Here is a 25,447-nt window from a genome sequence, read left to right on the forward strand (position 1 = left end):
TGCAGGGTTAAGAGTGAGCCAAAATTCATCTGACTCACTCTTATAGTGCTAAGACTTTGCCGAGCGCAGGCGACGGTAAATAGGCACGAGACACAAGATAACAAAGAGGCCAAATAGTCCCTTTGATAATGGCGAGTCAATCAAAGCCGTTAGGTCGCCTTGGTGAATCAGCAAAGTGAGTCGTAGGTTTTGCTCTATCATGTTACCAAGCACAAGCCCTAACACGATTGGAGCTAGGGGAAAGTCCAGTCGGCTGAGAATGTAACCAAGGATGCCCATTCCGAACATAATCCACACATTGAACATGTCATTTGAAAGGGCGTAAATCCCCACCAATGTTAGGCACATAATCATGGGAGCAAGGATTACTTGTGGTAAGCGCATTACTTGGGCAAAGAGACGTGTTGCCACATTCCCACCTAGAGCAAAGAGCATGAAAGAGGTAAAGAGCATTTGCCACATGAAGCCGTACACAATGTCTGGTGTATCACGGAACAGCTGAGGGCCAGGTTGTAATCCATGCACTAACAGTCCGGCAAGGATGACGGCAGAGACGCCACTACCAGGTACGCCCAATACTAATGCAGGAATCATCGCAGCGGAGTTATCTGCATTGTTGCCTGTTTCTGCTGCGGCAACGCCACGAATATCACCTTTACCAAAACGATCTGTATTTTTGGCGGTACGTTGAACTTCATTGTAAGCGAGAAACGCAGCCATTGACCCACCTGTCGCAGGTAAGATGCCAACACCAATGCCGATCAAGGAAGAGCGTAACCACGTTGGTAATAAGAATTTGAAATTTTTAAAGAAACCATCATCAGGATGGCCTTTGATTTCGATTCGTTGAGTATTCTCGCTGAAGCGCTTTTCAATCATACGAATGGCAGGCGGAATGGCATAAAGCCCCGTTAGAATAACCAGCAGGTTAATGCCGTCAATCAGTTCGAGTCGCCCGAATGTGAAGCGTTGCTGTCCTGTTACAACATCGGATCCAACTGTGCCTAATAGCAAACCAATGGCAGCAGCGATCAACCCTTTGATCGGGTCTTTTCCTAGCAGGATAGCGATAGATGACATGCCCAAGATCCCAAGCCAAAAATATTCAGCGGGACCAAACAGCAGGGTAACCATGACAAGTGGTGGTGCCAGCGCCATCAATGAGATAGCACTAAAAGCGCCACCAATCGCAGAGGACCAACAAGCCACTTTTAAGGCGAGAGCCGCACGGCCTTGCTTGGCTAATGGGTGACCATCAAAGGTGGTTACAATAGAAGGTGGCGTGCCTGGTACATTGAGCAAAATGGCGGGTACAGCACCGCCGTACATAGCGCCATTGTATATTCCAGCCATGATGCCGAGCGCTACCAGAGGCGTCATCGAGAAGGTCAGCGGAATTAAAACCGCAATCGCCATCGTCGCAGTCAGACCGGGAAGTGACCCAACGACCATCCCCGCCAAGGTACCAATGACCATAGCCAGAACATTATGCCATGCAAGAACAGCAGGAAGTGCATGAAAAATAGCTTGAAGCGTTTCCATCATATGTCCTTAAAAAGAAGTCGAGAGAAGCGTTATAAAGAACTCTTCTGGAAGAGGGCGTTCAAAAAGTGCCACAAAAATTGTGTACACAAAAAGACAAAACCCGACTGCTGAGAAGAAAAGAGGGATGGGTTTATTATATCCAGCGCCCCTCGCCATGCTGATGATCAGGATGAATGAAGTAGTGAAAAAGCCAAGATAAGGCAGGATTAGAAAATAGAGCGCAAGCATCGCGAATCCGATAAGCATGCGTTTGCTAGAAATCGCAAATCGCCAGTTTTTGGCTTCTTGGTTATAAAAGTGTGCCGCTTTGCCTATGATGCCACGCACGAGTAATGCTGCAGATAATACACCGATGATCAAAAGTAGAGCTGCAGGGAACATACGAGCATCCGTTGGCAGATCACTTATCTGAAACCATCCGAAAACTACCAGTAAAATCATGCCTAAGGCAGCATAACACTCTGCCATACGAAAGCTCATAGAATCGCTCCTAATATAAAATCTAATAGGGCCAAAGCGTAACCGCTGTGGCCCATTGAAAGCCGTTTGGCTTATTTACTCCAAGGCGTTGCAGCCCATGCAGCATCCAGTGATTTACTGACGTTAGTTAGAAAAGCGTCGTAATCTGAACCACCAAGATAATGCACTGGAACACCAGCGGACTTAGCTTTAGCAAGGTATTCAGGGTCATTCACAGCTTTTTCTACCGCAGCCGACAAAATGGCCACTATTTTTGGGTCGGTTCCAGCAGGAACAGCAAGACCGCGAGACGAGCCAGAGATCACATCCACACCTTGTTCACGGAATGTTGGTGTGTCTGGAGACATTGGACTGCGTTCTTCGCTCATGACACCAAGTAATCGCATAGAGCCATCTTCAACATATTCGTCTGCTTCAGACAAATTGAATGCCGCCACTTGAATGTGTCCGCCCAATAGTGCTGTACGCAAAGGCGCTGTTGCTCCGAATGGAACATGATTGAATTTTGCACCAGTTGCCGCTTCAACACCTAGAATCGCAATATGCTCAGATGAGCCGACGGAACCCGATGTGCCTATTGGTAATGCGCCGGGTTTGTTTTTACCGTAATCAACCAAATCTTGTAGGGTTTTTAATTTGCTGTCTGAACGCACAACAATGACACCTGGATCGTACACAAGGTTGGCAACACCCGTGAAGCTTTTAGGTGAATAGGATGTATCGCGTTCGTAAGAGTAGCTGTACATGGCAGGCAGGTTAATAAACCCCATTGTGTAGCCGTCTTTTTTGCCTGCTGCTAGTAAGGAAAAACCGACTTCGCCACCAGCGCCTGGCTTGTTGATGATGACAAGATCTTCACCAAGGTATTTTTCGATGTAAGGTTCGATAGTGCGTGCGGCAACGTCCGTTCCGCCACCTGGATTATAGGCGACGATGACATCAATGGATCTATCTGGAAAATCTTCAGCTATTGCTGCGCCTGAGCTCATCGCTGCAATACCAAGGGTCGCTAGAAGCGACAGTGAAAGTCTACGTTTAGTCATGGGGGGGTCCTTTTGTAGTGGTTGGAGCATCTGAGCCGCTTATGCGGTCTTTTTCGGAAAGCAGCGTTTTACTTGCGTCTTCCCATTCGTCACCTTCAAGTTCTGCTTTGTCGTAAGCTTGAAGACGATCGAAGTAGATATCTGCATCACTGGTAAATAATGCAGAGACAATGCCTCGCATGAGTCGGTCTGCCCCAGCTGAAATGGCTGGAATATCACCTGACAGTTTGCCGTGAGACAACATGGCGGCATCATTGAAACAATGAATGTGCGATAGCATCGGGCAGCTGCCTTGGGTCTTTTCAAGAAACTCGAAGGCGTCGCCTAAATAGGGGGCATTGAGCATAGCGGAAATGGGCTTGCCCATTGATGGATCATAAATGCCATCTTGCCAAGTGCGAATGTGTTCAGCAAAAGCGGCAAACTCCGGTCGCCCTGTGAAATCGTTACGAAAGCCTGTTGCGGCAATGATAAAGTCTGCCTGAAATGTATGCAGCGGTGTTTTTACTGCGATTTGATTTTCAGTTTCCGTAACATCTTCAACTGGGCAGCCTAAAAATGTCCGCGCATTTTCATGTTCTGTAACGCGTAATGTGGATGGACGCGGTGGTGGTACTTGCTGATCATTGACGTAGGCAAAGTATTTGTACTTCCAGTCGTCAGGCAAGTAACGCATGCCGTTCACGACACCTTGTGAGCTAATCCCTGTCATTTTATTGATGCGCGGCATTTCTTTGCGGCGTATTAGCATATCGACCTGCGCGGCACCTGCTTCAAGAGCCGTCGCAGCGTTGTCCATTGCTGATGCACCAGCACCGATCACAATCACGCGTTTGCCTTTTAAAGCGGTAAAATCGATAGGGTCGGCACTATGAGCCCAATATTTGCGGTTTAGCTTCTGCAAAAAGCTTGGTACAGCACCACCACCTAGACCAGACCGCCCGGTAGCCAGAACAAGGTGACGACAGTATTTAGTGTGAATCCCCGTGCTGTCTTCAATCTTAACGACGATAATATTTTCACCCGCGTCTTCAACATCAAACACGCGAGTTTCGTTCTGTACCGGAAGTGATAGTACATCACGATACCAACGTAGGTAGTCCATCCAAACATTTTTTGGGGCAAGGGTCAGTTCCTCAAAACCTTCTTCGCCCCATTGGGCTTCAAACCAAGCGCGAAAGGTAAGAGATGGAATGCCAAGGCAAGGACCAGCCAGTGTTTTTGGGGAACGTAGGGTTTCCATTCGGGCAAACGTTTCCCAAGGTCCCTCATATCCTTTTGGCGCGGTATCGTACAGGACAATATTATCCACTCCGGCCAATTTAAGCTTAGCTGCGCCAGCTAGGCCACACATACCCGCACCAACAAAAATCACATCCAACACACGCTGTCCGTTGTGATGTTTTTCCTCTACCCAAGACTTTGCCGGTAGCTCCAAAAGCGTAAGGTCTTTGGCAACTCGTTGGTTCAGCATGGCGATGCCGTCATGGTTATATGTCATGTTAACGCCTCTTAGTTGGAGTGTCCTAGGGGATGCATAAGTCGATTGGCCCAGCCAAAAATGGCGATAGCGTGAATTAGGTCGATGATTTCAAGTTGATCGAGGCCTGCATCTCTAAGTGCCTCTAGGTGTGAATGATCGGCCTTGGGCGGTGTCGCTGTTAACGCAAAGGAAAAATCAAGGATCGCTTTGTCACGTTTGGATAAGGTGTCTGTGCGCTCAGCAAAAAGTGCAGAAGTTACCTCGGTTGAATTTGTTAACTTTGCATGTTGGCGAGCATGTACGTTTGCGCAGTAGCGACAACCATTGATGATTGATGCGCCAAGAGCACCAAGTTCGCGGTCTTCTCGGGGCAACCCCCCTTCGACATACATTATGTCGTTAAATAAAGTGGTGCGAGAGACGTAGCTCTCTGGGTCATGGGCCAGTGTGCGCACATAAGGTGACACTTTTTTTGCGGATGGCGTTACCTTCATCGCTGCTAATTGTTCTTCCGTCGCATCAGCTATCTCTACTGGAGGCAAATACGGAGTCCAGGTTAAAGGCTTTAATTTTATTTGGACAATTGAATTCATGCTGATGCCTTCATTAGTGATAGACCATGTGTTAAGCGGATCTGAAAGCAGGCATAGGCACAAAGCTCTGATATGGCGATGATTTGCGGTACAGAGAAGCCAACTGACTGAAGGTCTGACAGGTGCTTCTCAGATGCTTTGTCGGGCTCTGACGCAATCATATCGACATGTTTCGCAAGCATTGCCAATTTTGGATCTTCACTGGATTCACCATTAGAAAATGCGAGTAGGGCTTTATCTTTCGGAACAGGATATTCTTTGAGAAGGTCGTCTGGTTTTGCCGCGGTTTTTGTGATTCTGCGAGCGACAGCTGCGCGTAAGTCATAGCTTAAATCAAGAGGATTTTGAGGGGTTAATACTGCTCTACGGCAGCTTTTTGCGCCTTCGTAAAATTCTGGTCGGAGTGTTTGGATGGTTTTATCCAACGTGTTGGGCGCGTTTTCCGTATTATTGTCTATGACATCTGGAGTATCGATCATTTGATTTCCCTTTGTAATTAACGCCTCAATATTTATGTGTATTATGACTAAAATGGATTGTAAGTGCTTTTTTATGCCTTTAATGTACTATGCATTAAATAGATCATACGGAGATATGTATGTCAAATAAGAATAATGAGATGCCAGATATTCGCGGTATTCAAGCGTTTGTTGCCGTTATGGCATCGGGTTCAATGACTGGTGCAGCAAAACAATTAGGCATTGGGCAGCCTATTATTACTCGGGTGATTCGTGATTTAGAGGCCACTATTGGCTTTCCTGTTTTTGAGCGTAATGGCCCGCGCATTTCGCCAACCCCTAAAGGTTTACGTTTTTTTGAAGAAGCCCAGCGGCTTTTGGCAGGTTATGAACAGCTAGCTGATCGTGCCGCGGCGATCCGTGATACACAGGTACGCTCTCTGACTATTGCGGCAACACCTACAATGGCAGCAGGTCTTGTTCCTACTATGCTTTCTTTGATGGAAGGTGGGCTTCCTGCCATGGTTTCTTTGATGACATTGGATGCGGAGCATCTCGCTCAAGCTTTGCAGTCTGGCGCGGTAGATTATGGCGTTTGCGCCTTGCCATTATCCCATGCAGGTTTAGATTGTTTAGCAATATCTAGCTCACGATTAGTGGCGGTGTTACCTGAAGATGATGCTTTGCAGGCTGTATCCTTTGATCTATTTGCTGAAAGACGTCTTTTGACGCTCGCCAATAGCTACCGAATTCGCCACAAAATCGACATGGTGCTGAATGAAAAATGCGTTGTGGCGAATGAGGTGATGTCTAGCAATAATTCTCTTAATGCTATTTTAGCGGCTCGAGAAGGGCTTGGGATTGCGATTGTGGATCCTGTTTCGGCATACGGTATAGGCCTTAGAGGCATCAAGGTTGTACCAACTGAGCAAGACATTCCTTACGAATGGGCTTTGTTTCGTCGCGTTGGACTAGATGACATGTCTTTTGATGATATTTTAAGGAAAGGCTTTCTTGAGGCGTCTGAAAAAATTTCTGCACAAGTTTTATAACCTGTTAGGCTAAGCTTATTTTCAGTGGTGTTTGTTTGAGGCTTACTTTTTAGCTTCAATAAACAATAAATTTTGGAGCATTTCCGAAAAGCCGAGGGTTGAAACGTGATCAGACAAGCAAGACGTATTAATGGTTATTACCTTGCTGTGTTCGTGGCGATTGTATTCTCTTGGTGGGGCTTTTTAGATACTAAGGCGGCTGATTATATTTCCTCATCTTTGGTGCAGGCGTTCGGTGCGTTTGGTTTAGCCAAGCTGTTTAATGCGACGGTATCGGTGCTGCAAAGCATTCAAATTAGCGTGTTTGTCAGCTCGGTGACCATTGGTGAGTTATTAGACCCATTTAACGACATGGTGGAAGACTTCTCTAGCGTGATGAAAGTGGCCGTGTCATCGCTTATTTTCCAGAGCATTTTGTTAAAAATCATTGCTACTGTGTATTTCAAAGTCTTTGTTACCTTGTCGGGTTTGTTGTTTGGTTATTTGTATTGGACAAAGAGCCGTTTTACCGAAGTGGCTTATAAAGTCTTTGTGACGGCGGTTGGTGCGAAGTTTTTATTGGTGCTGGTGGTGTTGTTATCGGCCTTGGTGGATGTGTCTTTTTTGAATGAAGAAAAGACGCAAGCGATCGATAAAATCCAAGTGCATTCTAATGAGATGAACGAAGTGACCACGGGGCTAGGCGTTGCTGCGGATCTTAAGCAGTCTCTCGATAAAGATAAACAGCTATTACAAATTCAGTTAGATGAAGCGCAACAAGCCTTATCGAAACATGACGAGCGTTTGGTGGATTTAACCGCTCAGAACGAGTCTTTGAATCGCTTAATATCAGCGCGTAAAGAGACATTATCTACTTTGGATATTCTGTTTAATAACGACGACACTCTGGCTGGGTTACGAACACAACAAAGCCTTTTAATGGCCGAGCGTCAACGAGCAGAGCAAGACATCAAAATATCGCAAAACAAGGTTGAGACACTGCGACAATCCATCAACGACTTGGGCAATATTACTTTAGAAGACCAAGGCTTTTTCTCATCGCTCAAACCAAACCCATTTGGCTTAAGCAATTTCAAAGACAAGATCAGCGAGTATGTAGAAACCCTCAATGGCTTGGTAAACGACTTCCTGACTTTGTTGGCGTTGTTTGCCTTTAATACTGTATTGATCCCAGTGTTATTTCTCTATTTGGGCGCAAAAGGCTTCAAATTAGTGTGGCAAATGAAGCCGTCTGACTTAATAGCGCGAGCCAAAAAAGGTGTGAAAGACAACCTATAATAGCTCGGCTATTTTTATTTATGTCTTAACCAGCCTTTCGCAGCGTCTGTGATGGCAATAATAGAAGGATTAGAGAGGCGTTGCTCGGTAGCAATGGCGAAGAACTGCTCGCGTATTTCTTCCGTGCTACCGATGATCTCCACCTGAAACTGCTTCGCCACCTCCATCGCAATGGCCGATGGGACGATAAACACGCCAGCGCCTGCTTGACCAAAGGTTTTCATCAAGGCTCTGTCGTCAAATTCCCCCATAATTTTCGGATGAATATGGTGCTTTTCTAGCCATTGTAAGAGTTGAATTTGTATTAACGATTGATCGCTCGGAATCAAAAAAGGTGTGCCTATTAGGCTCTTTGGAAAATCCGCTTTACCTTGTTCTATTAGATTTGGTGCTGCCATAAAAGACGTACCACATTCGCCCAAAAAGTGATTAAAACCACGCACACTCAAATGCGATGGAATCGGACCATCAGCAATAATAAGATCCAATTTATGCAAGGCTAATTCGCCCAATAAATTCTCTAAGCTGTTTTCTTTGCAGACAAGTCGTACCGGATTTTCTAACGTCATGGCTGGCGCTAATAATCGATAAGCGATGGATTTTGGTATCGAATCCGCAATGCCGACGCGCAGTAATTGCGTTCTATCGGTGGATGCGATGCGCACCGATTGTTCCAGCTCGCTGCCTAAGGAAAAAATCTCATCGGCGTAACTTAATACCATGTGACCAGTATCTGTTAATTCTAGGTTGCGTCCGACTTTGTTAAATAAGGCTTTTCCCAGCTGTTCTTCTAATAAGCTGATTTGTCCACTGATGGTTTGTGGCGTTATGTGCAAATGTTCACTGGCTTTTGTAATGCTGCCTTGCCTCGCCACCATCCAAAAATAATGCAAATGCTTGAAATTGATCATATTTCACCAATACTTCGAGAAAAGCTGATTGTTTACATAAATAATTCGATTATATCTTATGGGATTTTGTGAGTAACTTGAAGTTTCCAACATAACTTACTCATTCATGAGTGAAGGAGAACAAGATGAGAATCAAAGTACAAGCGCGTCGTCTAGCTCTTACCAAAAGCCTAAAAGCGTATGTGAAACGTCGTCTTAATTTTGCCTTGAATTCCCGTTATGACAATATTCAAAAAGTGACGGTCACGCTTACCGACGTGAACGGTCCTAAAGGTGGTGAAGACAAACACTGCCAAGTTCTGGTTAAACTCAATGGCCAGAAAGAAGTGGTAATTAGTGAACAACAAGCGGATCTATATTGTGCCATAGACAGTGCCGCTAGCCGTACAAGTCGCACAGTGACACGACGTATCGAGCGATTACAGCACAAAGCCACGCGCCTAAAAGCCGCTTTCCATAAGATGAGACCGCAGAAGAAAATGCCGCGTGACATCTATGAAGAATACGAAGACGAATACGGCTATTACCAACATGCCTGAGTAACAAACTCGATTCCCTGAACCGATAGGTGTAACAAACGGCCAAGGCGAACCCATAAACGGGTTCGCCTTTTTTGGGCTCTAAATACGCTATATTATTAATCAGTCATCTTTTTTTTGTTTCATTGCGTATAGTCTGTATTGTAAGAATTAGCGACGTTCGTTCCCGATAAGACAATAAGGAGATTATATGATCACGGTTCATCATTTAGAAAATTCTCGCTCTCAGCGCATTTTATGGTTGTTAGAGGAGTTAGGGCTTGATTATGAGATAGTCGAGTATAAGCGTGATCCGGAGACGGCTTCTGGCCCAGAGTCTTTGAAGAAGGTCCATCCATTGGGTAAGTCGCCCGTTATTACGGATGGCGATTTAACGGTGGCGGAGTCGGGAGCGATTATCGAGTATTTGTTGGATCAGTATGATGTGGAAAAGCGTTTGAGACCAACGGATGGCAAGGCGTTGCTGGATTATCGTTATTGGCTGCATTTTGCTGAAGGTTCTTTAATGCCGTTATTAGTGATGAAATTGGTCATGATGAAGATTCCTGAAAGTCCAATGCCTTTTTTTGTGAAGCCGATTGCCAAGGCGATTTCTGGCAAAGTTCAAGAGAAATTCATCCTGCCACGTATTACCCCGCAGATGCAGTTTATTGAAAAAACTCTGGGTGAGAGTACTTGGTTTGTTGGTGAAGAACTAACGGCTGCGGATATACAAATGAGCTTTCCTTTGCAGGCTTCAAGTACTCGAATGAGCATGACTGAATTTCCAAATATTGCGCGTTTTATTAAACAAATAGAGGCTCTGCCTGCTTATCAAAAAGCCCTAGCAAAAGGTGGTGCTTTCACCACTTTATAAGATTGACGTGTTAGTTTCTTTCATAAAAAAGAGTAAGCCAGGCGCTTGCTCTTTTTTATTGCCCTAATTATTTTGTTTCGTTGATATTGATTCTCATTTGTAGTATTTTCTCGCCTCTTAAGAATATTCTTATTTAAATGAGGTCATACGCTGTCATGAATCCTGAGCGTCAAACATCCCAACAGGTTGGTGAGCTTTATGCTGAGCATAACTCATGGCTAACGGGGTGGATTCGTAATCGCTTAGGTTGCCATGAGTTGGCGGCGGATATTGCGCAAGACACTTTTGTTCGATTGCTCAAGAAGCCAAAGTACTTCTCGAGCATGGGCGAAGCGCGCGCTTTTCTAAGTACCATTGCGAAAGGCTTATATATTGATCATTGGCGTCGTAAGCAGGTTGAGCAGGCTTGGTTGGAGTCTTTGGCACATTGCGAAGAAGAATTCGTGCCTTCTGCCGAGCATACGAGTGCGATGATTGAATTGCTGTGTGAGCTAGACGCTATGATTGCTAAATTGCCTAAAAAAGTAGCGAATACACTTATTCTATCCCAATTGCATGGCTTAACTTATCGCGAGATAGCAGAGCGTTTGTCTGTTTCAGAAAGAATGGTTAAGCGTTATATGGCACAGGCCATGTTGCAGTGTTTGTTATTTAAATCTGATCGGTCTCTTTAACGTCTATGTCATCTTCTGCTCGGTCCAATTATGCCCATTTAGAGGCCGCTTCAGAGTGGTTTGCAGTGCTGTCTGATAAACCTGTTGCAGAGGAAGATTTGCGCGCATGGCAGGCTTGGTTGAATGAAGATGAAGGGCACCGCAAAGCTTGGCAACAAGTTGAATCTGTTGGCGCAATGTTTTCTTCTTTCCAATCTACCCAGCAGTCCGCTAGTTATGTGTTAGAGCATAGCCATGCCATGAGTCGTCGTCAGTTGATGAAGGGCGTACTGGGGATAACAGGCGTTGCGGCATTAGGCTGGACTGGCTGGCAACATACGCCGATACCAAGTATGGCATCAGCGTGGATGGCCGATTTCCATACTCGGGTTGGGCAAGTTTCTCGCCATGATTTGGAAGATGGTACTCAGGTTTGGTTAAACACCAATAGCGCTATTAATCGATCTATTGATGGGCAATACCGCAGTGTGTCGCTCGTGACAGGAGAGATGATGATACAAACTCTGCCTGCGGAAGAGGGATACGGTTTTTCTGCAGCATGTCGAGATGGTGTTGTTAATGTTGGCAAGGATCAAGCGCGCTTTTGTGTACGTCAGCTATCAGATACTGAAACGGTTCTCGCTGTGTATGAGGGGGTCGTGTCGCTTACGCCGTTAGAGTCGGATGTGGCACAAACCTTTCAGGCTGGGCAAGAAGTGACTTTTACTGCGTACTCTATGAGTAAGGCTAAGCCTGCTTCTTTGTTATATGACACTTGGCGGAATGGGTTGTTGATTGTTGAAGACATGTCTTTAGCCGATTTTATCGCTGAGATAGACCGTTACCATTATGGCTATATCAACCTTGATTCCAGTATTGCCGATTTACAAGTTGTGGGCACCTTTCCTAATCACGACCTAGATATTGTTTTATCTATGTTGTCTAAGTCATTTCCTATTCGGGTTCAGCGTCCGCTGCCTTGGTGGGTGAGTATTTCAGCGGCTTAGCCTTAACGGAAATTATTTTTTAAAAAAAGCATTTTTTATGTCCCCTTTTCTTACCTATGTTCGGTAATAGTAATAAGAAGTATTATTATTACGGAGTTTTCATGACCCTTTTTGATTTACCTCAGCGACGAAAAAACAGCCGCTGCGTCTTGTCATTGTTTTTTGTTAATACGTTACTTGCTGGCGGTGTTGGTATGGCGCTTACACCTACAGTGTATGCTGAGTCGATTTCGGCAGAAACCTACAGTTTTAATATTTCAGCTGGACCTCTAGCTAAAGCGATTAACGACTTTGCGGCAATATCTGGAGTCTATTTGGGCGGCAATGGGCAGCTGTTGCAAGGTAAAAATACGCAAGGGGTCGAAGGTAATTACTCTGCTAGACAAGCATTGGATTTGTTATTGGCCGGTACGGGGCTTTCTTATGAAATTGGAGAAGGGCGAAGTATTGTATTAATTGATTCAAATTATATTTCTGAAGGCAGTGACGGAATAACGCTCGCGCCATTGTTGGTGCAAGGTCAGCAGAACAGAGCAGAAGTGGGCAAGCAGGTTATTAATCAAAACGAAATTGAATCGATGGCTGGCGCGAATGAAAACTTAACGGATTTGTTGAAAGGCAATGGTAGTGTCCGTTTTAGCCGCTCGTCAAGCTCTTCTGCTAATAGTGCGACGATGCGTCCCGATGAAGTGTCCATTAATGGACAATCTCATTATCAAAATTTATTCGTCATCGATGGGATGAGTGCAAATAATGACTTAAACCCTGGAAACGCCGAAGACTCTTTTACCAATCCGATTAGTCCTACTAACTTAAGTATGCTATCTGGGAGTTCTTCTCAAAGCTTTTATGTCGACCCTAGTGCTCTTGATTCTGTTGAGGTATATGACTCAAATGTTCCTGTTGAGTTTGGTGGTTTTATGGGTGGGGTTGTGTCATCAAAGTTAAAACGTTACGACAGTGACAACTACACATCTATTAAATACGCAGTTTCAAAAGATGAGTGGGACGAAATGCATGTTGATGAAGATTTTGAAGAGGACTATGAAGAAGGGGAATCGTATTCTGGTGAATATACACCAGAGTATCTTAAGCAGCGATATACAATAACTGGTGCGCAAGGATTAAGTGAAAAATTAGGCTTGACGTATACTGCTTCTAGAGCCACCTCTAATTTCGCCCAAGTGTATGATAAGCGAGTGAAAACAAAGTATTCCGATGTGAATTATGGGCATCAAGGAATAGAGTATGATGATACAGTCGATAATATTATGCTGCGCTTTGATTATCGTGCAAACAATAACTTGAACATCGGCTCATCTATTATGTATGCGAATCGCCATCATGATGGGTTAACAAGTGCAACATTTGATTCTGCATTTATAAAATCCCATAAAGCGGTAGGAATCAATACTGATATTGAGTACAAAGCCACGAATGGACGTTTACTGACGACGCTGTCTTATAATGAGGCCAGTGACTCAATCCAGTCAGATGATTCTACTTATTCTTACCACCCTGTAGATAGGGAAAGTGGTCGTTGGCCCTATTCTGGTGGTTATGGCAATGTCAATCAGCAGCAAAATACCACTAACTTAAAGTTTGATTGGCTGCAAAATGCTTTTCAAGTTGGGCGTTTCGAGCACTCTCTTCGAACTGGGCTTGAGTTGGGTTTTATTAAGCAATTTTATCAAGTAGACGGGGATATCATTAATGAAATTTTTGCCTGCCGTGATGCGAATAATGGCTTGTGCTTGGATGCTGATAATGATGGCTCTTTAGATCGTGATGATGAATATCTAAGAAGTCGTAATATCATTTCAGATAATAAATTTCAAAAAACTTATCATTCAATCGGTATTTATTTTTCCGATACGGTGAAATATGGTGATTGGTCTTATTATGCAGGAATCCGTGCTGATTATGATTCAACCTTAGAAAACCTAAATTTCTCACCAAGATTGACTGCTGAATGGGATGTCTTTAGTGATCAAAAAACTCGTATTAAGGCTGGTGCAAATCGGTATTATGGACGTAGCTTTTTTCAATATGAAGTTAATAATACACTTCGCTCTTGGCGGACAGCGACGACTTTTAATGAGGATGGAAGCGTAAAAACTGTCAAACAGCGAGAAGATACCTCATTTTCAGACTATGATCTGAAAACACCTTATTCTGACGAAATCTCTATTGGCGTTGTTCAGCAAATTGGCTTTTTGGATGCCAGCTTGCAGTTTGTTAATCGTGAGAGCCGAGATATCGTAACTCGCGCCGAAACAGAAGACGGGTTGGATTATTACTCTAACGAGGGGCGTAGCTCTACGGACACAGTTTCTCTGACATTATCTGCACGTAATCCTTTGGAGCTGGGTAGTACGAAAACCTACGGTAGTTTCTCTATTAGTTATCAAGAAAGTGAAACCAACACGCTTAAATCCGCTTCGTATGAAGATCCTATATCATCTAAAGAAATTTATTATAAGGGTAGTGTTATCTATGAATCTCAACTGCCTAAATCCGACTTTAATATTCCTTATAATGTGAACTTTGCAACTCGAACAGAGTTTCTAAATTGGCATGTTATTTGGGCGAATACCATTAACGTGAAATCCGGCGGTACCATTGCTCAAGACACAAAAGAGAATTATGCTGGTTCAACTCGAGACTATGACATCTATGATGATCTAAAGTTTGATAAGCTGATTACCTTGGATACCTCTATTGAATGGAAACCTGAATTGTTCGAATCAGTCGAGGGGTATCTAAAAGTGTCGATCGATAATGTGTTTGATGATTACATCGATGTATCGACAAATTCAAACAATTATTCTTACACTTTAGGCCGATCGACCAGTATAGAAGTTGGCATGCGTTTTTAAGCCGATGATCTTCCTATTTCCTTTCTTTCTTATAAACAAATGCTCTGTCGAGCATTTGTTTATGGCTGTTTTTAAATAACTTCTTTGCGAGCTGTTTTATGCTTTTTTTACAGAAATTTCTGAGTATTGCTGGAGGGATTTGTTTGCTTGCTCTTACTGCCCAAGTGCATGCAGACGACAACGCTTTACCTTGGGATAAGCGAGTAGTACACGGCGAGCTGGAAAACGGTTTTCGCTATTACCTGTTTGATTCAAGGCAAGAAGCAGATGCTCCTAAAGGTCTGACGCTCGCCAACTTGGTGGTGCTTTCTGGTGCCATTGATGAAGAAGAAAATCAGCTGGGCGTGGCGCATATGGTGGAGCATATGGTATTTCATGAAAGTGATGGATTGCCAAGTGGTGTGCGAAAAGCGTTGACCGATATGGGGTTAAAGCAAGGCCGTGATTTTAATGCCATGACGAATAGTGAAAATACCCGCTATATGGTGAACTTGAAAAACACCACAGCAGAGCAGTTGAATACTGTGTTAGGGATTTATCAGCAAATTGCTTTCCACGCCAAGATCAAAGCGTCGTCATTGGATAAAGAGCGTTTAATTATTCAAGAGGAGTGGCGTGGTAAGTTGAGTCATCGTTCTCGAGTGAATGATGAGAAAAAAGCGTTATTGCGGGTTGGTTCCTTGTATCCCGAACGTCCCGTGATTGGCACACAAGCAACCATAAAAAATACACCCGCAGATCAACTTAGAACTTTTTACCAAGATTGGTATGCCCCTAATAATATGGCGCTGGTGATTTATGGGCCTGTTGATAGTGCAGAACTAGAGAAACAAATTAAACGTACGTTTGGTAGTGAGTCAAAAAGGAGATTACCAAAGCGGCACCCTAAAGATCCTCTTTTAGATACTGATCTTAAGATAGGTCAACTGACTGATCCTGGCAGTAAAATGAACCGAGTGGCGTTTTTGTACCGTTTCAAAAATGAGCAGTCCAACACGGATGAGAGTCGTCGTGATGGTTTGATTGATTACATGACACGAAATTTGTTAACCGATCAAATTCGCAGACAAAGAGAGATATTGCCAGACCATGTACGTGTGTTATCCAGTACTAAAGGCTCCGTGTCGCCAAAAGTGGATATCCTGGGTTTTTCGGTAAATGTTGATGAAGGTTACCACGCGCTAGGTTTGAAAACGTTAATCCAAGAGTTAGAACGCATCAAGACGCATGGCTTTTATCAGCAAGACTTTGATCAGATTCATCAGAAAGTGCAAAGGGTCGCCGAACGTAATAAAGACGCGGCGAAAAGTCGCGGTTCTATTTGGTCGATTAAAATGGTGGATGCAGTGACTTCTAATAAAGTGCTGTACGATCCTAAAGAAAGTAATGATCGTCTGTTGCAGCTGGTAAAAACCATTTCATTGGACGATGTGAATGCACGTTTGAGACACTGGCTATCTTCACCAGATCGCATTCTCTATACACAAGCAGTAGGCGGAAAAAATATTGATATAGGCTCAGCGGAATCTGTTGTGGCTCTTTTTGCTAAGGCCAGATCTCGCCAGCTTGGAGCGTTAGAGAAAGAAAAAACCGTGGCAATAAAAGTTCTGCCTGAGACGGCAAGCAGCGGTTCTGTATCACTTACATCAAGAAACACCGAATTGGGCGTGTCGAATTGGTCTTTGTCCAATGGTGATCAGCTTACCTTGTTAGATCCAAGTGTTTTGGCTGATCGTTATCAAATCCCAACGTTAGACAGTGATACAAAAAGTTATTTTACCGCTGTTTCAGCTGCGGGTTACAACGTAAAGCAAGGCTCAACATGGGCGGAGCAAATTGCGGTGCAAATGGCGAATGCCACGGGGATTTACGGTTGGACAGATGAAGAGTTTCAGCAGTGGCGTAAAGACAATAATGTGTTCTTGTCCTCTAAACAAAAAGCACAAAGTCTGGCTTATCGAGGGTCTATTGAGAATCATGGCTTAGATAAGTTGTTGGGTGCCTACAGGGTAAATCAAGTCACGCCGAATATTGATACAGATGTGTATGACAGCATCATGGCAAGTTTGAAGCGAAACGCGAGTGTAGACGTTGTTCGTCCTATTGAAACGTTTTCTCGACGCTTGGCTCAAGCTCGCTTTGGGAAAGACCAAGCGGCTCTAGCTTTGTCTGATTTAACGCCTTTGTCGTTAGAGAAGTTAGATCAAATACGTCATAAGCAAGTCGCTTTGCCAGTGCACTACTTTATGGTTTCTCGTTTGCCTGAAAAGGAAGTGACAAACTTAGTGGCTGCGTATTTAGCGAATATTCCGCGTGACACGGCCTCGTATGATCAATCGAGTTATGACACGGCGCCTGTTGTACAGCAAGCAGGGCAGGCAATAGTCGATGTCTCCTTGAACCCAGAACCGAAAGCTGAATATCGTCTGTATGCGTATCAATCAGTGCCTTGGTCGCCTATTGCCGCGCTGCAACTTACTTACTTAGGCGAGCGGTTAGAAGCGCAGCTAAAGCAGCGTCTACGTAGTGAGGTTCAAGGTGTTTACAGTGTCAGAGTGGGTTTGGAACTGAATAAAGACACTGATCGCGCTGAGCTAAAAATTCAATATTCGAGCTCGCCAGCAAGATTAGATGATTTGGCCGAGATGACCAAAAGCGTGCTATCTGAATTACCAAGCATAGTGACAGAAGAGTGGGCAAAAGAAATACAGGCTGCTTTCGCAGAGGTTGAACAAAATCGTTTAGAAAAAGCGTTTGACGCTACTATGGTACATCGTCTTGAATTGAGCGAAATACTGTATGGTGATGCGCGCTATCTTGGTGAAATGGATAAGCTGACGTCGGGCTTAACGTTAAACAAACTAAAAGCCTTCGCCGATACGCTTAATTTTAACGATAGGGTGACAGGGTTTTATCGTCCCTTAGATTAACCGTTCCATCGTAAGTCTAAAAACACGTTAAATGCCCAGCAATGACATTGCTGGGCATTTTTTATGTTCAAACAAAGTAGAGCAGCTCGACTTATTAGATTGTCATGAATACTATGAAAGTCATTGTTCTGTGATTTGTCTTTTAGTAAGGAAAGCATTCATGTCGCGTCCTGTGAAGTTACTCAGTGTTTCTATTGGTCTTATCTGCCTTTTGCTGGCGCTGAACTTTGGTTTGCGTTCATCGATGGGCTTTTTTATGTCGCCCATTTCCCAAGAGTTTGGCTACGGACGAGAAGTGTTTGCCTTTGCGTTGGCTTTGCAAAATTTATGTTGGGGGTTGTTTCAGCCTATTGCTGGGGCGTTTGCAGATCGCTACGGTACTTTAAAAACCTTGTTCATTGGGGCTGGTTTGTATGCGTTGGGCTTGTATGTCACTGCCGGTGCTGATGGCGTATTAGGACTTAATATGGGCGCAGGCGTACTAATGGGCATGGGCATCGCAGCGACAGGCTTTGGTGTTGTATTGCCTGCGATGGCGCGCATGGTGTCGCCCGAAAAACGCTCTTTTGCTTTGGGGTTAGGTAGTGCGGCTGGGTCTGCTGGTCAGTTGTTGGTCGTACCTATCGCTCAGGACTTTATTGCTTCTTATGGTTGGAGCAATGCATTGATGTTGTTGGCCGTATGTGCGCTGATGATGGTGCTATTGTCGAGTCCATTTCGTCTAGAAAAAGAAAGCGGAGCGGCGAATTCGTCAGCAGTTGAGGCCTCTCAAACCATGAAAGAAGCATTGCGCGAAGCCAGTGCTTATTCGCATTACTGGTTGTTGGTGGTTGGCTTTTTTGTGTGTGGTTTTCAATTAGCCTTTATCACGGTTCACATGCCAGCGTTTTTATCTGACCAAGGTTTTTCCCCTGATATTGCGGTCGCCAGTTTGGCGTTAATAGGCCTGTTTAATATTTTTGGCTGTTTATTGTCTGGCAGTTGGGCAGGAAAGTACTCGAAGAAAAAATTACTCACCATCATTTATGCGCTAAGAGCCTTGGCGATTGCCTTGTTTATGACATTACCGATGACCGATATGTCGGTCTATGTGTTTTCTATAGTCACTGGTTTGCTTTGGCTAGCGACTGTGCCACCGACATCGGGATTAGTTGCGCAAATGTTTGGCCTACGTTACATGGGCTTGTTGTACGGCATAGTGTTTTTAGGTCATCAACTGGGCTCGTTTAGCGGTGTTTGGTTGGGCGGTTATTTGTACGATAAGACCGGTTCCTATGATGTTGTCTGGTGGGCGGCGTGTATTATTGCTTTGGTGACGGCGTTGATTCATATCTTAATCGACGAGCGTCCAGTGGCACGTCTTCGTGCCACTGTGGCTTGAGGTCTTTTATTCAGCGGCTTGCCACTGCTGTTGGAAAAAACGTTGAATGTTGTCTCCTTCCCATTGAAACAAATACAGCCAGCCGTTATCGATCAGTTGGCTGACGATGTCGTGTTTGGCTGCGATTTGAGCAATAGCGGCTTTTGGTGCAGCAATGTAAACCGCAAGTCTGACAGGTGTGTGCATCCATTTCTCACCATCGCTTAGGGATTGCATAGAAAGCCCTATTCGCAAGTCCCCGCCGTTGCCTTCAAACACGCCAATGTTGCCACCAACGGCATTGTGCAAGACTTTATTACCGCAGCCGAATTTGAAGTTATCGGTCACTGATAAGTTGTATTGCATGTTGATCCAATGAGTGACCAGCATAGGCGCAGTCAGAATGCGCTCTAGAATACTGAAGTCGGGGTCATTATGTTGATCATAATCGTGAAGAAAACTGCGGCCTTGTAAGTCAAGGTGACGTGTTTGCTGGCGTGGCGCGATGATAAAAGAGTGATTGTTGGCAAGCCCCCATTCTGGGTTCACTTGTGACCAATCATTCGCGCGTTTGGTAAAAGCCTTCGAGCGTTGTTGGTCAGATGTATTGAGTAAGGATGAATCTAATTTTACTGCACGTTCTTGTTGCGCCAAAAATTGGGCTTGTTCAAACCAATTTGCCAATGTGCTGTTAATGTCTTTCGAGCCATCTGTGGTATCAAAGCAGGTCAATTGATCTGTGGTGGTATTGTGCAGCGCAGCGACAAATTGGGTATCGGTAGGAATATTGACGCCCATATTATTTAGTAGAGTACGAACCTTGCTGTCATTTAATAGCGATGCCAAGACTCTAACGTTCACTTCGCCACTTTGTCCGCCACAAGCGCCACACTCCAATCCTGCCGCATGAAGGTTGTTGCTGGTGTGACTGCCATGACCGACCAACATGACGATTGGTGCGTAAGTTGTCAGGTTAAGGTTGTCTAAAATGGCTTTTGCTAAATCCGCCTTGTCTTGATCGGTTAAAGCGACACCTTGCTGAGTTAATTGCCAGCCAGTGCTTGGCGCTAGGCGATTGGCTGGGTGTTCCTGTCTCTTGGAGAAGAGCGTTTGCTTGAACATTTTAAAGGCGTACCACCATCCCATGGACTCGACCATGGAAAATGACGCTGGCGCAGCGTGTCCCCAACGATGCCAACGGGCTTCTTTTTGCTGGTGGTGAACATGATGTTTATCGCTTGTTAATTCGGTGGCAGTAATAGAGGCCGCTAATAAACCGGGAAGCTGTGGTCGTGCATAGTGACTGTCTTTCGCTTTGTATTCGATAGGTAAGCCAAAAAAACCGGCAAAGCCGAGAGTTTGGATCTTATTCGATTGTTTTTCCAGAGCACGTCTAAATACTTCTGAACGAACATCGATACAAAAAATCGCTTGTAACTCTGGTGTTGTTGGTTCGATGGATGGCGGTTTCGAAGACGTCAGGGTCTGCTCTAAGATGCTTTGTTCGCTGTATTCCAACGCCAGGGCCCAGACCTTGGATGCCAAAAGCGCATCGTGATGTGCTTGAATTAGCGTTGGAATGGCGCTTTTTTGAGCGGACCATTTTGCTTCTATTGCGTTGTGTAAGGTTAATGATGTGTGTTTTAGGTAACGCCAAATAACCAGTTCCCAAGCCATTTTAATGGCCAGCAGCGACTCTACATGGTTTTCTTTCGCTAAGTTTTCGTTGTTATCTCCCTTGGACCAATTCAAGTAGGCTAAGTAGCTACTCCAGCCATTAATGTCCAGCAACAATGCCTGAGCATAGAAGTGCAGTGCTTGATCATCCAGCGAGAGTTCTTCGAGCGCTAACGCAAATAGCTCGTCTTTGCTGCTAGGTAAATCATGGAAGAAATGAGTGAGTTTGGCTTCTCCCATGATAATGCTGAGACCCTTGTCTTCATTGGTGACTTCTAGCCAGTGACTGTAAAGGTCTAGCTCGTTGTCGATGTTTTGTTGCCTCAGTGTCGGGCTCTGTTGCTGATAATGAGCTGCGCAAAATTGGCTGACCTGATGGGTAATTTCGTCATGCCATGACATTTTGTTAGCGGGCCTTTGTTGGTCAGCAAGATCGGCAATGTTGCGCCATGGCGTTGGGGCGGCGCTAGGTTGAGTTAGGTGCTCAAGCAATGCGTGCGGCGTCATGTCGATTTCATAATAGTGCGCCGCTCTGCTGAGGCTATCTTGTGATATTCGACCTTCTTCAAACCAAGTGCGATAAGAGGCAATAGGCAAATGGGTTTTGATGCCAGCCAAGGCGGATAGCTCATCTGAGACCTGATCAAAGGTTTTGTTGACCAATGACCACAGTGGATTGACCGCGATGAGCTTATCCAGTGGCCAATGCGGTGCAATAGTGCTGGTCGCATCAAGCAATAGGTCTTTTTGCTGCATGCTTAAAGTGTTTGGCGTCTTGATTGTCATGCGCTTCTCCTAAGGTTTTGGCGACGGTTGATTGGCATTTACGGCATGATGCTGTTCTTTTGCTCTAGCGGGTAACGTGACTGGCCAAAATTTAAGAACAAGGCGAGTGAGCCATTCATCCAAATAAAGTCCAGCAAATAGGGCAATAGATAAGTGACGAATGGCAGGCCAGCGCACTTGATAATGTAACAGCGCGCTCAAGATAAACAGCAGACTAAATAAAACCATGGCCCAGATGTCGGCTGGGGAAAAAGCCTCAACAGTGTGCATTGAATAGTTTGGTAACACGAAGTGCATGGCGTACTTTAACGTGGCATAAACCACACACAATAATGTCCCCATTATGAAGGTATAAACTACTGACCGCGAATGTTCGCAAGTGCGCCACTGTACGATAAGGACAGTGAGTGCGAGAGCGAATAACCACCAAGCACTAAATGCTCCTTCAAAGCCGAACAGCGTTCGGATAATAACCACGCAGGCGGTGCTTAACCCAAGAGCGATTAGCCAAGTTTGTGCGTTAGGCACGACGGCTTTGTTCGAATCCGAGAATTGAGTATTGTTTTTTGCCGCACTGGAAAGACGCAATCTAATGGCGTCATTGACCGCGTTGCCGGAGTTGAGAAAAGAATAGGCTTTGTAAAACGAATGGGCGAGCAAATGCAGCAGGACTAATTCGTATAAACCTAGGGCAAATTCCAACAGCATCAAACCCATTTGCGCACACGTCGACCAAGCAAGGCGAACTTTCACACTGATTCGAGTGGTCATGATCAGGGCGCTGGCGAGGGTCGATAAGCCGGCAATAATTAACAACAGCCAAACCGCTACGGAACTTTGCGCAACCACTGGCGTAAACAAAAGCAGTAGATAACCACCTAAGTTGATCACGCCAGCATGCAACAAGGCGCTAACGGTCGTTGGCGATTCGACCACTTGTATTAACCAACCATGGAAAGGCAATTGAGCGCATTTGATTAATGCCGCCAAGGCAATCAAACAAGCCGCCACTTGCTCTTGCCATTGTAAGGCGAATCCTGCGTTAGATTGGGCCACAGCGGTGTTGATAATGGTGTTGATGTATAAGCTGTCATATTGCTGGTAAAGCAAGGCAAAAGCGGAAAATAAAGACAACTCAGCGACTCGCGCCAGCATAAATTTTTTGTGCGCAGCAAGAATGGCTCGTGGACGATCCGCATAAAAGGTTAATAAATTATTGAGTGACAAACTAATGCCTAACCAACCGAACCAAAAAATCACCAAGTGGTTAGTAGTGACTGTGATGGCAACAGACGCCAAGGTAAACATCAACCAACGATAGTAACGATTTAGATTAGCCTGTCCTGCCATGTAGTTGCGCGAGAAACTGATTAATACCCAGCCCATAACGGTGACTAGGCCGAGCATGATTTGGTTTAGGGCGGTATGACGAATTAAGGTAGAAGATTGCCAAGCATCGGTAAAAAAATAGCTTATTGGAAAGGTAGAAAGAAAAATAATCAGCAAAACAAAACTTAATCGAGACGCTTTGTGCGCCACACATTGCGTTTTTTCTCGCCCGAGATACCAGCCTCCCAGAAACAGAGCAAAGGGGATAACGATCGGTAAAAAACTTAACGCGACTAAGGACATACACACCTACAATCTTTGGTTTGAAGAAGTTGGGGCGATTATGAAGCCTTTATTTTGTTAATAAAAATACATATATTGTTATTTAACGTTCACTTTTGATTATGTATTTAAAGGGTGATAGACAATGAGTCGATTGAATTATCATCATCTGTATTATTTTTGGCGGGTAGCCAAGAGCACGAGTCTGACTGAAGCCGCGGAATCATTGCATATCTCTCAATCGGCTTTGTCGGCGCAGATCAAGCAGCTTGAACAGAGTTTGGATGTGGCATTATTTGTTCGCCAAGGGCGTAAGCTGGTGTTGACTGACGTGGGACGTCGAGTGCTGGCCTATGCGCAAGATATTTTTAATACCGGTGAAGAGTTAGAAAAATTTATCCAGAAAGACAGTGCTACGCAGCTTCAGCATATTACCATCGGTGTGCAGAGTAATTTATCGAGGAATTTCATCGAGAGTTTTATTGCCCCTTTGTTAAAAAGCGAGAATGTGGATTTTTCGCTTTCATCAAGAGGCATGGCGGATTTGCTCAATGGCCTTGTTAATCACGAATTAGATTTGGCGTTGACCAACCGCGCTATTTTAAGCGAAGGGCATGATACCTCATGGCAAAATCAACTGGTGGCCAGGCAAGCTGTTGCCATTGTCGGACCGTATGGCGAAAAGCCTGATACGCCTTTTCCAATAGGTTATGAAGGTAAAAAATGGGTCGTACCGGGACGAAATACCGACATTCGTTCCTCTTTCGAATCCTTTTGTGCCACTCATCAGTATCAGCCAGATATCAAGGCAGAAGTGGACGACATGGCGATGTTGCGATTGTTAGCAAGGGACAGTGGTTATCTGTCTGTCTTACCGCCTGTGGTGGTAAAAGATGAGATTCAATCGAAAGTGCTACAAGATTATGAAAGCATTCCCCAAGCGTTTGAGAACTTTTACGCCATTACGATGCCACGCAAGTTCACTTCGTTGCTGGTGTTGGAGTTGATAAAAACCGCGACACATCAGTATGCTGTTGATCATTCAATTTAAATGCAGGGCCAAGATTTAAAAGGAAATGAAATATGACACCTTTGCAAGTCTATCAGACGCGTCTAGAGCAAGAACGAGTGACGTTTGATAACAGCCAGCAGCCTGCGTTACAAGAATTGGAGCGAGTGTATCAGCTGTTAGTCTCGGCACCATCAGACCGTGATGAGCTAGAGCCAATTAAAGGTGTTTACCTTTGGGGCGATGTGGGTCGTGGCAAGACATTCTTGATGGATTTGTTTTATCACTGTTTGCCTGATGGAATGGCGTTAAGGTTGCATTTTCACCACTTTATGGCGCGCTTGCATCGAGAGTTAAACCTTGCTTTTGGCCAGAAAAATCCCCTAAAAGGCATTGCTAAGCGTTTATCTGCAGAGTGTAGAGTATTGTGCTTTGATGAGTTTTTTGTCTCTGATATCGGTGACGCCATGTTGCTGGGTGGTTTGGTTGAGGCGCTGTTTGAAGAAGGCGTTGTGTTGGTGGCAACGTCGAATATTGCGGTGGAAGACTTGTTCCAGAACCAGCTGCAAAAAGAACGCTTCGCTCCAGCAATAGCCTTGCTACAAGGGCATTTGAATAGCATTCATCTTGGCGGTGAAGAAGATCATCGATTACGGCATACCGGCGGTTCACCGATTTATTTTGTTAAACATGAGCAAGACATGTCGGTTTTGTTTAAGCAGCTGGCAAAGGGAAACATCAACCAGCAGTCGCTGCAAGTTTGTCGTCGATCGATACCGGTTGTTGAAGCCGCAGACAATATTGCTTGGTTCGATTTTTATGCTTTGTGCGATGGACCAAGATCGTCGTTGGATTACATTGAGCTGGCGCAAACTTATCCGCTGATAATGCTGACAGGCATTCCTGAACTTAGCAGCGAACCCTATGAACACATCAAAGCGCGTGGCACCGAAGATGGCGCGATTGGCTCAGGGAAAACCGGTGATCGTGCTGTGTCGTTAGGCATTAATGACGATGCAGTGCGGCGCTTTATTAGCTTGGTGGACGAGTGTTATGACCATCAAGTGGTTCTATTATTGAATGCCGACGTGCCTTTAGACAGCCTGTATCTAAATGGGTCATTGTTGTTTGAGTTTCGTCGTACCTACAGTCGTTTAATTGAAATGAAGTCTCATTATTATCAAACATTGCGAACCCGCACAGAGGATTGATTTTGTTGACCAAAAAGGCAGGCTAAATAATTGATTTCATTCTGACTATTTTCATTAAGTTTTTCGTAAAAGCTTGATAAAACCAG

The 25,447-nt window shown here is 44.7% G+C and carries 20 protein-coding genes; 11 read left to right on the forward strand and 9 right to left on the reverse strand.

Going from position 1 to position 25,447, the window contains the following annotated elements; all coding sequences use genetic code 11:
• Positions 1-48: 48 nt before the first annotated feature.
• From DFP75_RS15250 to DFP75_RS15275, 6 genes are all read right to left on the reverse strand, one after another.
• Positions 49-1,542 (reverse strand): tripartite tricarboxylate transporter permease, encoded by a 1,494-nt coding sequence (locus DFP75_RS15250; RefSeq protein ID WP_110576920.1) that lies wholly within the window; start codon positions 1,540-1,542, stop codon positions 49-51.
• Between the two features lie 9 nt (positions 1,543-1,551).
• Positions 1,552-2,025 (reverse strand): tripartite tricarboxylate transporter TctB family protein, encoded by a 474-nt coding sequence (locus DFP75_RS15255; protein WP_110576921.1) that lies wholly within the window; start codon positions 2,023-2,025, stop codon positions 1,552-1,554.
• A 71-nt stretch (positions 2,026-2,096) separates the two neighbouring features.
• On the reverse strand, positions 2,097-3,068 hold the full coding sequence (locus DFP75_RS15260; RefSeq protein ID WP_220032646.1) for a Bug family tripartite tricarboxylate transporter substrate binding protein: 972 nt from the start codon (positions 3,066-3,068) through the stop codon (positions 2,097-2,099).
• Positions 3,061-4,569, reverse strand: coding sequence for a flavin-containing monooxygenase (locus tag DFP75_RS15265; RefSeq protein WP_110576922.1), 1,509 nt, complete (start codon positions 4,567-4,569; stop codon positions 3,061-3,063). Before DFP75_RS15265 ends, DFP75_RS15260 begins: the two co-directional genes overlap by 8 nt.
• A gap of 11 nt (positions 4,570-4,580) precedes the next feature.
• Positions 4,581-5,144, reverse strand: a complete 564-nt coding sequence (locus DFP75_RS15270) for a peroxidase-related enzyme (RefSeq protein ID WP_110576923.1) — start codon at positions 5,142-5,144, stop codon at positions 4,581-4,583.
• The gene (locus DFP75_RS15275) at positions 5,141-5,623 is read right to left on the reverse strand and encodes a hypothetical protein (RefSeq protein ID WP_110576924.1); all 483 of its coding nucleotides are present in this window, start codon (positions 5,621-5,623) and stop codon (positions 5,141-5,143) included. Before DFP75_RS15275 ends, DFP75_RS15270 begins: the two co-directional genes overlap by 4 nt.
• Positions 5,624-5,742: 119 nt before the next feature.
• Between DFP75_RS15275 and DFP75_RS15280 the strand changes: the two genes are divergently transcribed.
• Both DFP75_RS15280 and DFP75_RS15285 read left to right on the forward strand, forming a co-directional pair.
• On the forward strand, positions 5,743-6,654 hold the full coding sequence (locus DFP75_RS15280) for a LysR family transcriptional regulator (protein WP_110576925.1): 912 nt from the start codon (positions 5,743-5,745) through the stop codon (positions 6,652-6,654).
• A gap of 105 nt (positions 6,655-6,759) precedes the next feature.
• Positions 6,760-7,932, forward strand: a complete 1,173-nt coding sequence (locus DFP75_RS15285) for a hypothetical protein (protein ID WP_110576926.1) — start codon at positions 6,760-6,762, stop codon at positions 7,930-7,932.
• Positions 7,933-7,946: 14 nt separating this feature from the next.
• On the opposite strand, the gene nhaR is transcribed toward DFP75_RS15285, so the two are convergent.
• Positions 7,947-8,843, reverse strand: coding sequence for a transcriptional activator NhaR (gene nhaR / locus DFP75_RS15290; RefSeq protein WP_110576927.1), 897 nt, complete (start codon positions 8,841-8,843; stop codon positions 7,947-7,949).
• A 125-nt stretch (positions 8,844-8,968) separates the two neighbouring features.
• On the opposite strand from nhaR, the gene DFP75_RS15295 reads away from it, so the two are divergent.
• From DFP75_RS15295 to DFP75_RS15325, 7 genes are all read left to right on the forward strand, one after another.
• The gene (locus DFP75_RS15295; protein ID WP_110576928.1) at positions 8,969-9,382 is read left to right on the forward strand and encodes an HPF/RaiA family ribosome-associated protein; all 414 of its coding nucleotides are present in this window, start codon (positions 8,969-8,971) and stop codon (positions 9,380-9,382) included.
• Positions 9,383-9,572: 190 nt separating this feature from the next.
• Positions 9,573-10,238, forward strand: coding sequence for a glutathione S-transferase family protein (locus DFP75_RS15300; RefSeq protein WP_110576929.1), 666 nt, complete (start codon positions 9,573-9,575; stop codon positions 10,236-10,238).
• A gap of 155 nt (positions 10,239-10,393) precedes the next feature.
• Positions 10,394-10,912 carry a sigma-70 family RNA polymerase sigma factor gene (locus DFP75_RS15305; protein WP_110576930.1) on the forward strand — a complete coding sequence of 173 codons (519 nt, stop codon included), beginning with the start codon at positions 10,394-10,396 and terminating at the stop codon, positions 10,910-10,912.
• Between the two features lie 5 nt (positions 10,913-10,917).
• Positions 10,918-11,898 carry a DUF4880 domain-containing protein gene (locus DFP75_RS15310; protein WP_110576931.1) on the forward strand — a complete coding sequence of 327 codons (981 nt, stop codon included), beginning with the start codon at positions 10,918-10,920 and terminating at the stop codon, positions 11,896-11,898.
• Positions 11,899-11,999: 101 nt separating this feature from the next.
• Positions 12,000-14,777, forward strand: coding sequence for a TonB-dependent receptor (locus DFP75_RS15315; protein WP_181417041.1), 2,778 nt, complete (start codon positions 12,000-12,002; stop codon positions 14,775-14,777).
• A 98-nt stretch (positions 14,778-14,875) separates the two neighbouring features.
• A complete protein-coding gene (locus DFP75_RS15320; protein WP_110576933.1) occupies positions 14,876-17,707 on the forward strand; it encodes a M16 family metallopeptidase in 2,832 nt (943 codons plus the stop codon).
• A gap of 160 nt (positions 17,708-17,867) precedes the next feature.
• Positions 17,868-19,088 carry an MFS transporter gene (locus DFP75_RS15325; RefSeq protein ID WP_110576934.1) on the forward strand — a complete coding sequence of 407 codons (1,221 nt, stop codon included), beginning with the start codon at positions 17,868-17,870 and terminating at the stop codon, positions 19,086-19,088.
• 6 nt (positions 19,089-19,094) lie between these two features.
• On the opposite strand, the gene DFP75_RS15330 is transcribed toward DFP75_RS15325, so the two are convergent.
• Complete coding sequence (locus tag DFP75_RS15330; protein WP_110576935.1) at positions 19,095-21,530, reverse strand: YbcC family protein; 2,436 nt, start codon at positions 21,528-21,530, stop codon at positions 19,095-19,097.
• 9 nt (positions 21,531-21,539) lie between these two features.
• A complete protein-coding gene (locus tag DFP75_RS15335) occupies positions 21,540-23,162 on the reverse strand; it encodes an NADH-quinone oxidoreductase subunit L (protein ID WP_110576936.1) in 1,623 nt (540 codons plus the stop codon).
• 124 nt (positions 23,163-23,286) lie between these two features.
• Between DFP75_RS15335 and DFP75_RS15340 the strand changes: the two genes are divergently transcribed.
• Positions 23,287-24,192, forward strand: coding sequence for a LysR family transcriptional regulator (locus tag DFP75_RS15340; RefSeq protein WP_110576937.1), 906 nt, complete (start codon positions 23,287-23,289; stop codon positions 24,190-24,192).
• A 32-nt stretch (positions 24,193-24,224) separates the two neighbouring features.
• Positions 24,225-25,361 carry a cell division protein ZapE gene (gene zapE, locus DFP75_RS15345; RefSeq protein WP_110576938.1) on the forward strand — a complete coding sequence of 379 codons (1,137 nt, stop codon included), beginning with the start codon at positions 24,225-24,227 and terminating at the stop codon, positions 25,359-25,361.
• Positions 25,362-25,447: the final 86 nt, after the last annotated feature.

It is taken from the genome of Marinomonas alcarazii (assembly GCF_003208215.1).
Taxonomy (GTDB): domain Bacteria; phylum Pseudomonadota; class Gammaproteobacteria; order Pseudomonadales; family Marinomonadaceae; genus Marinomonas; species Marinomonas alcarazii.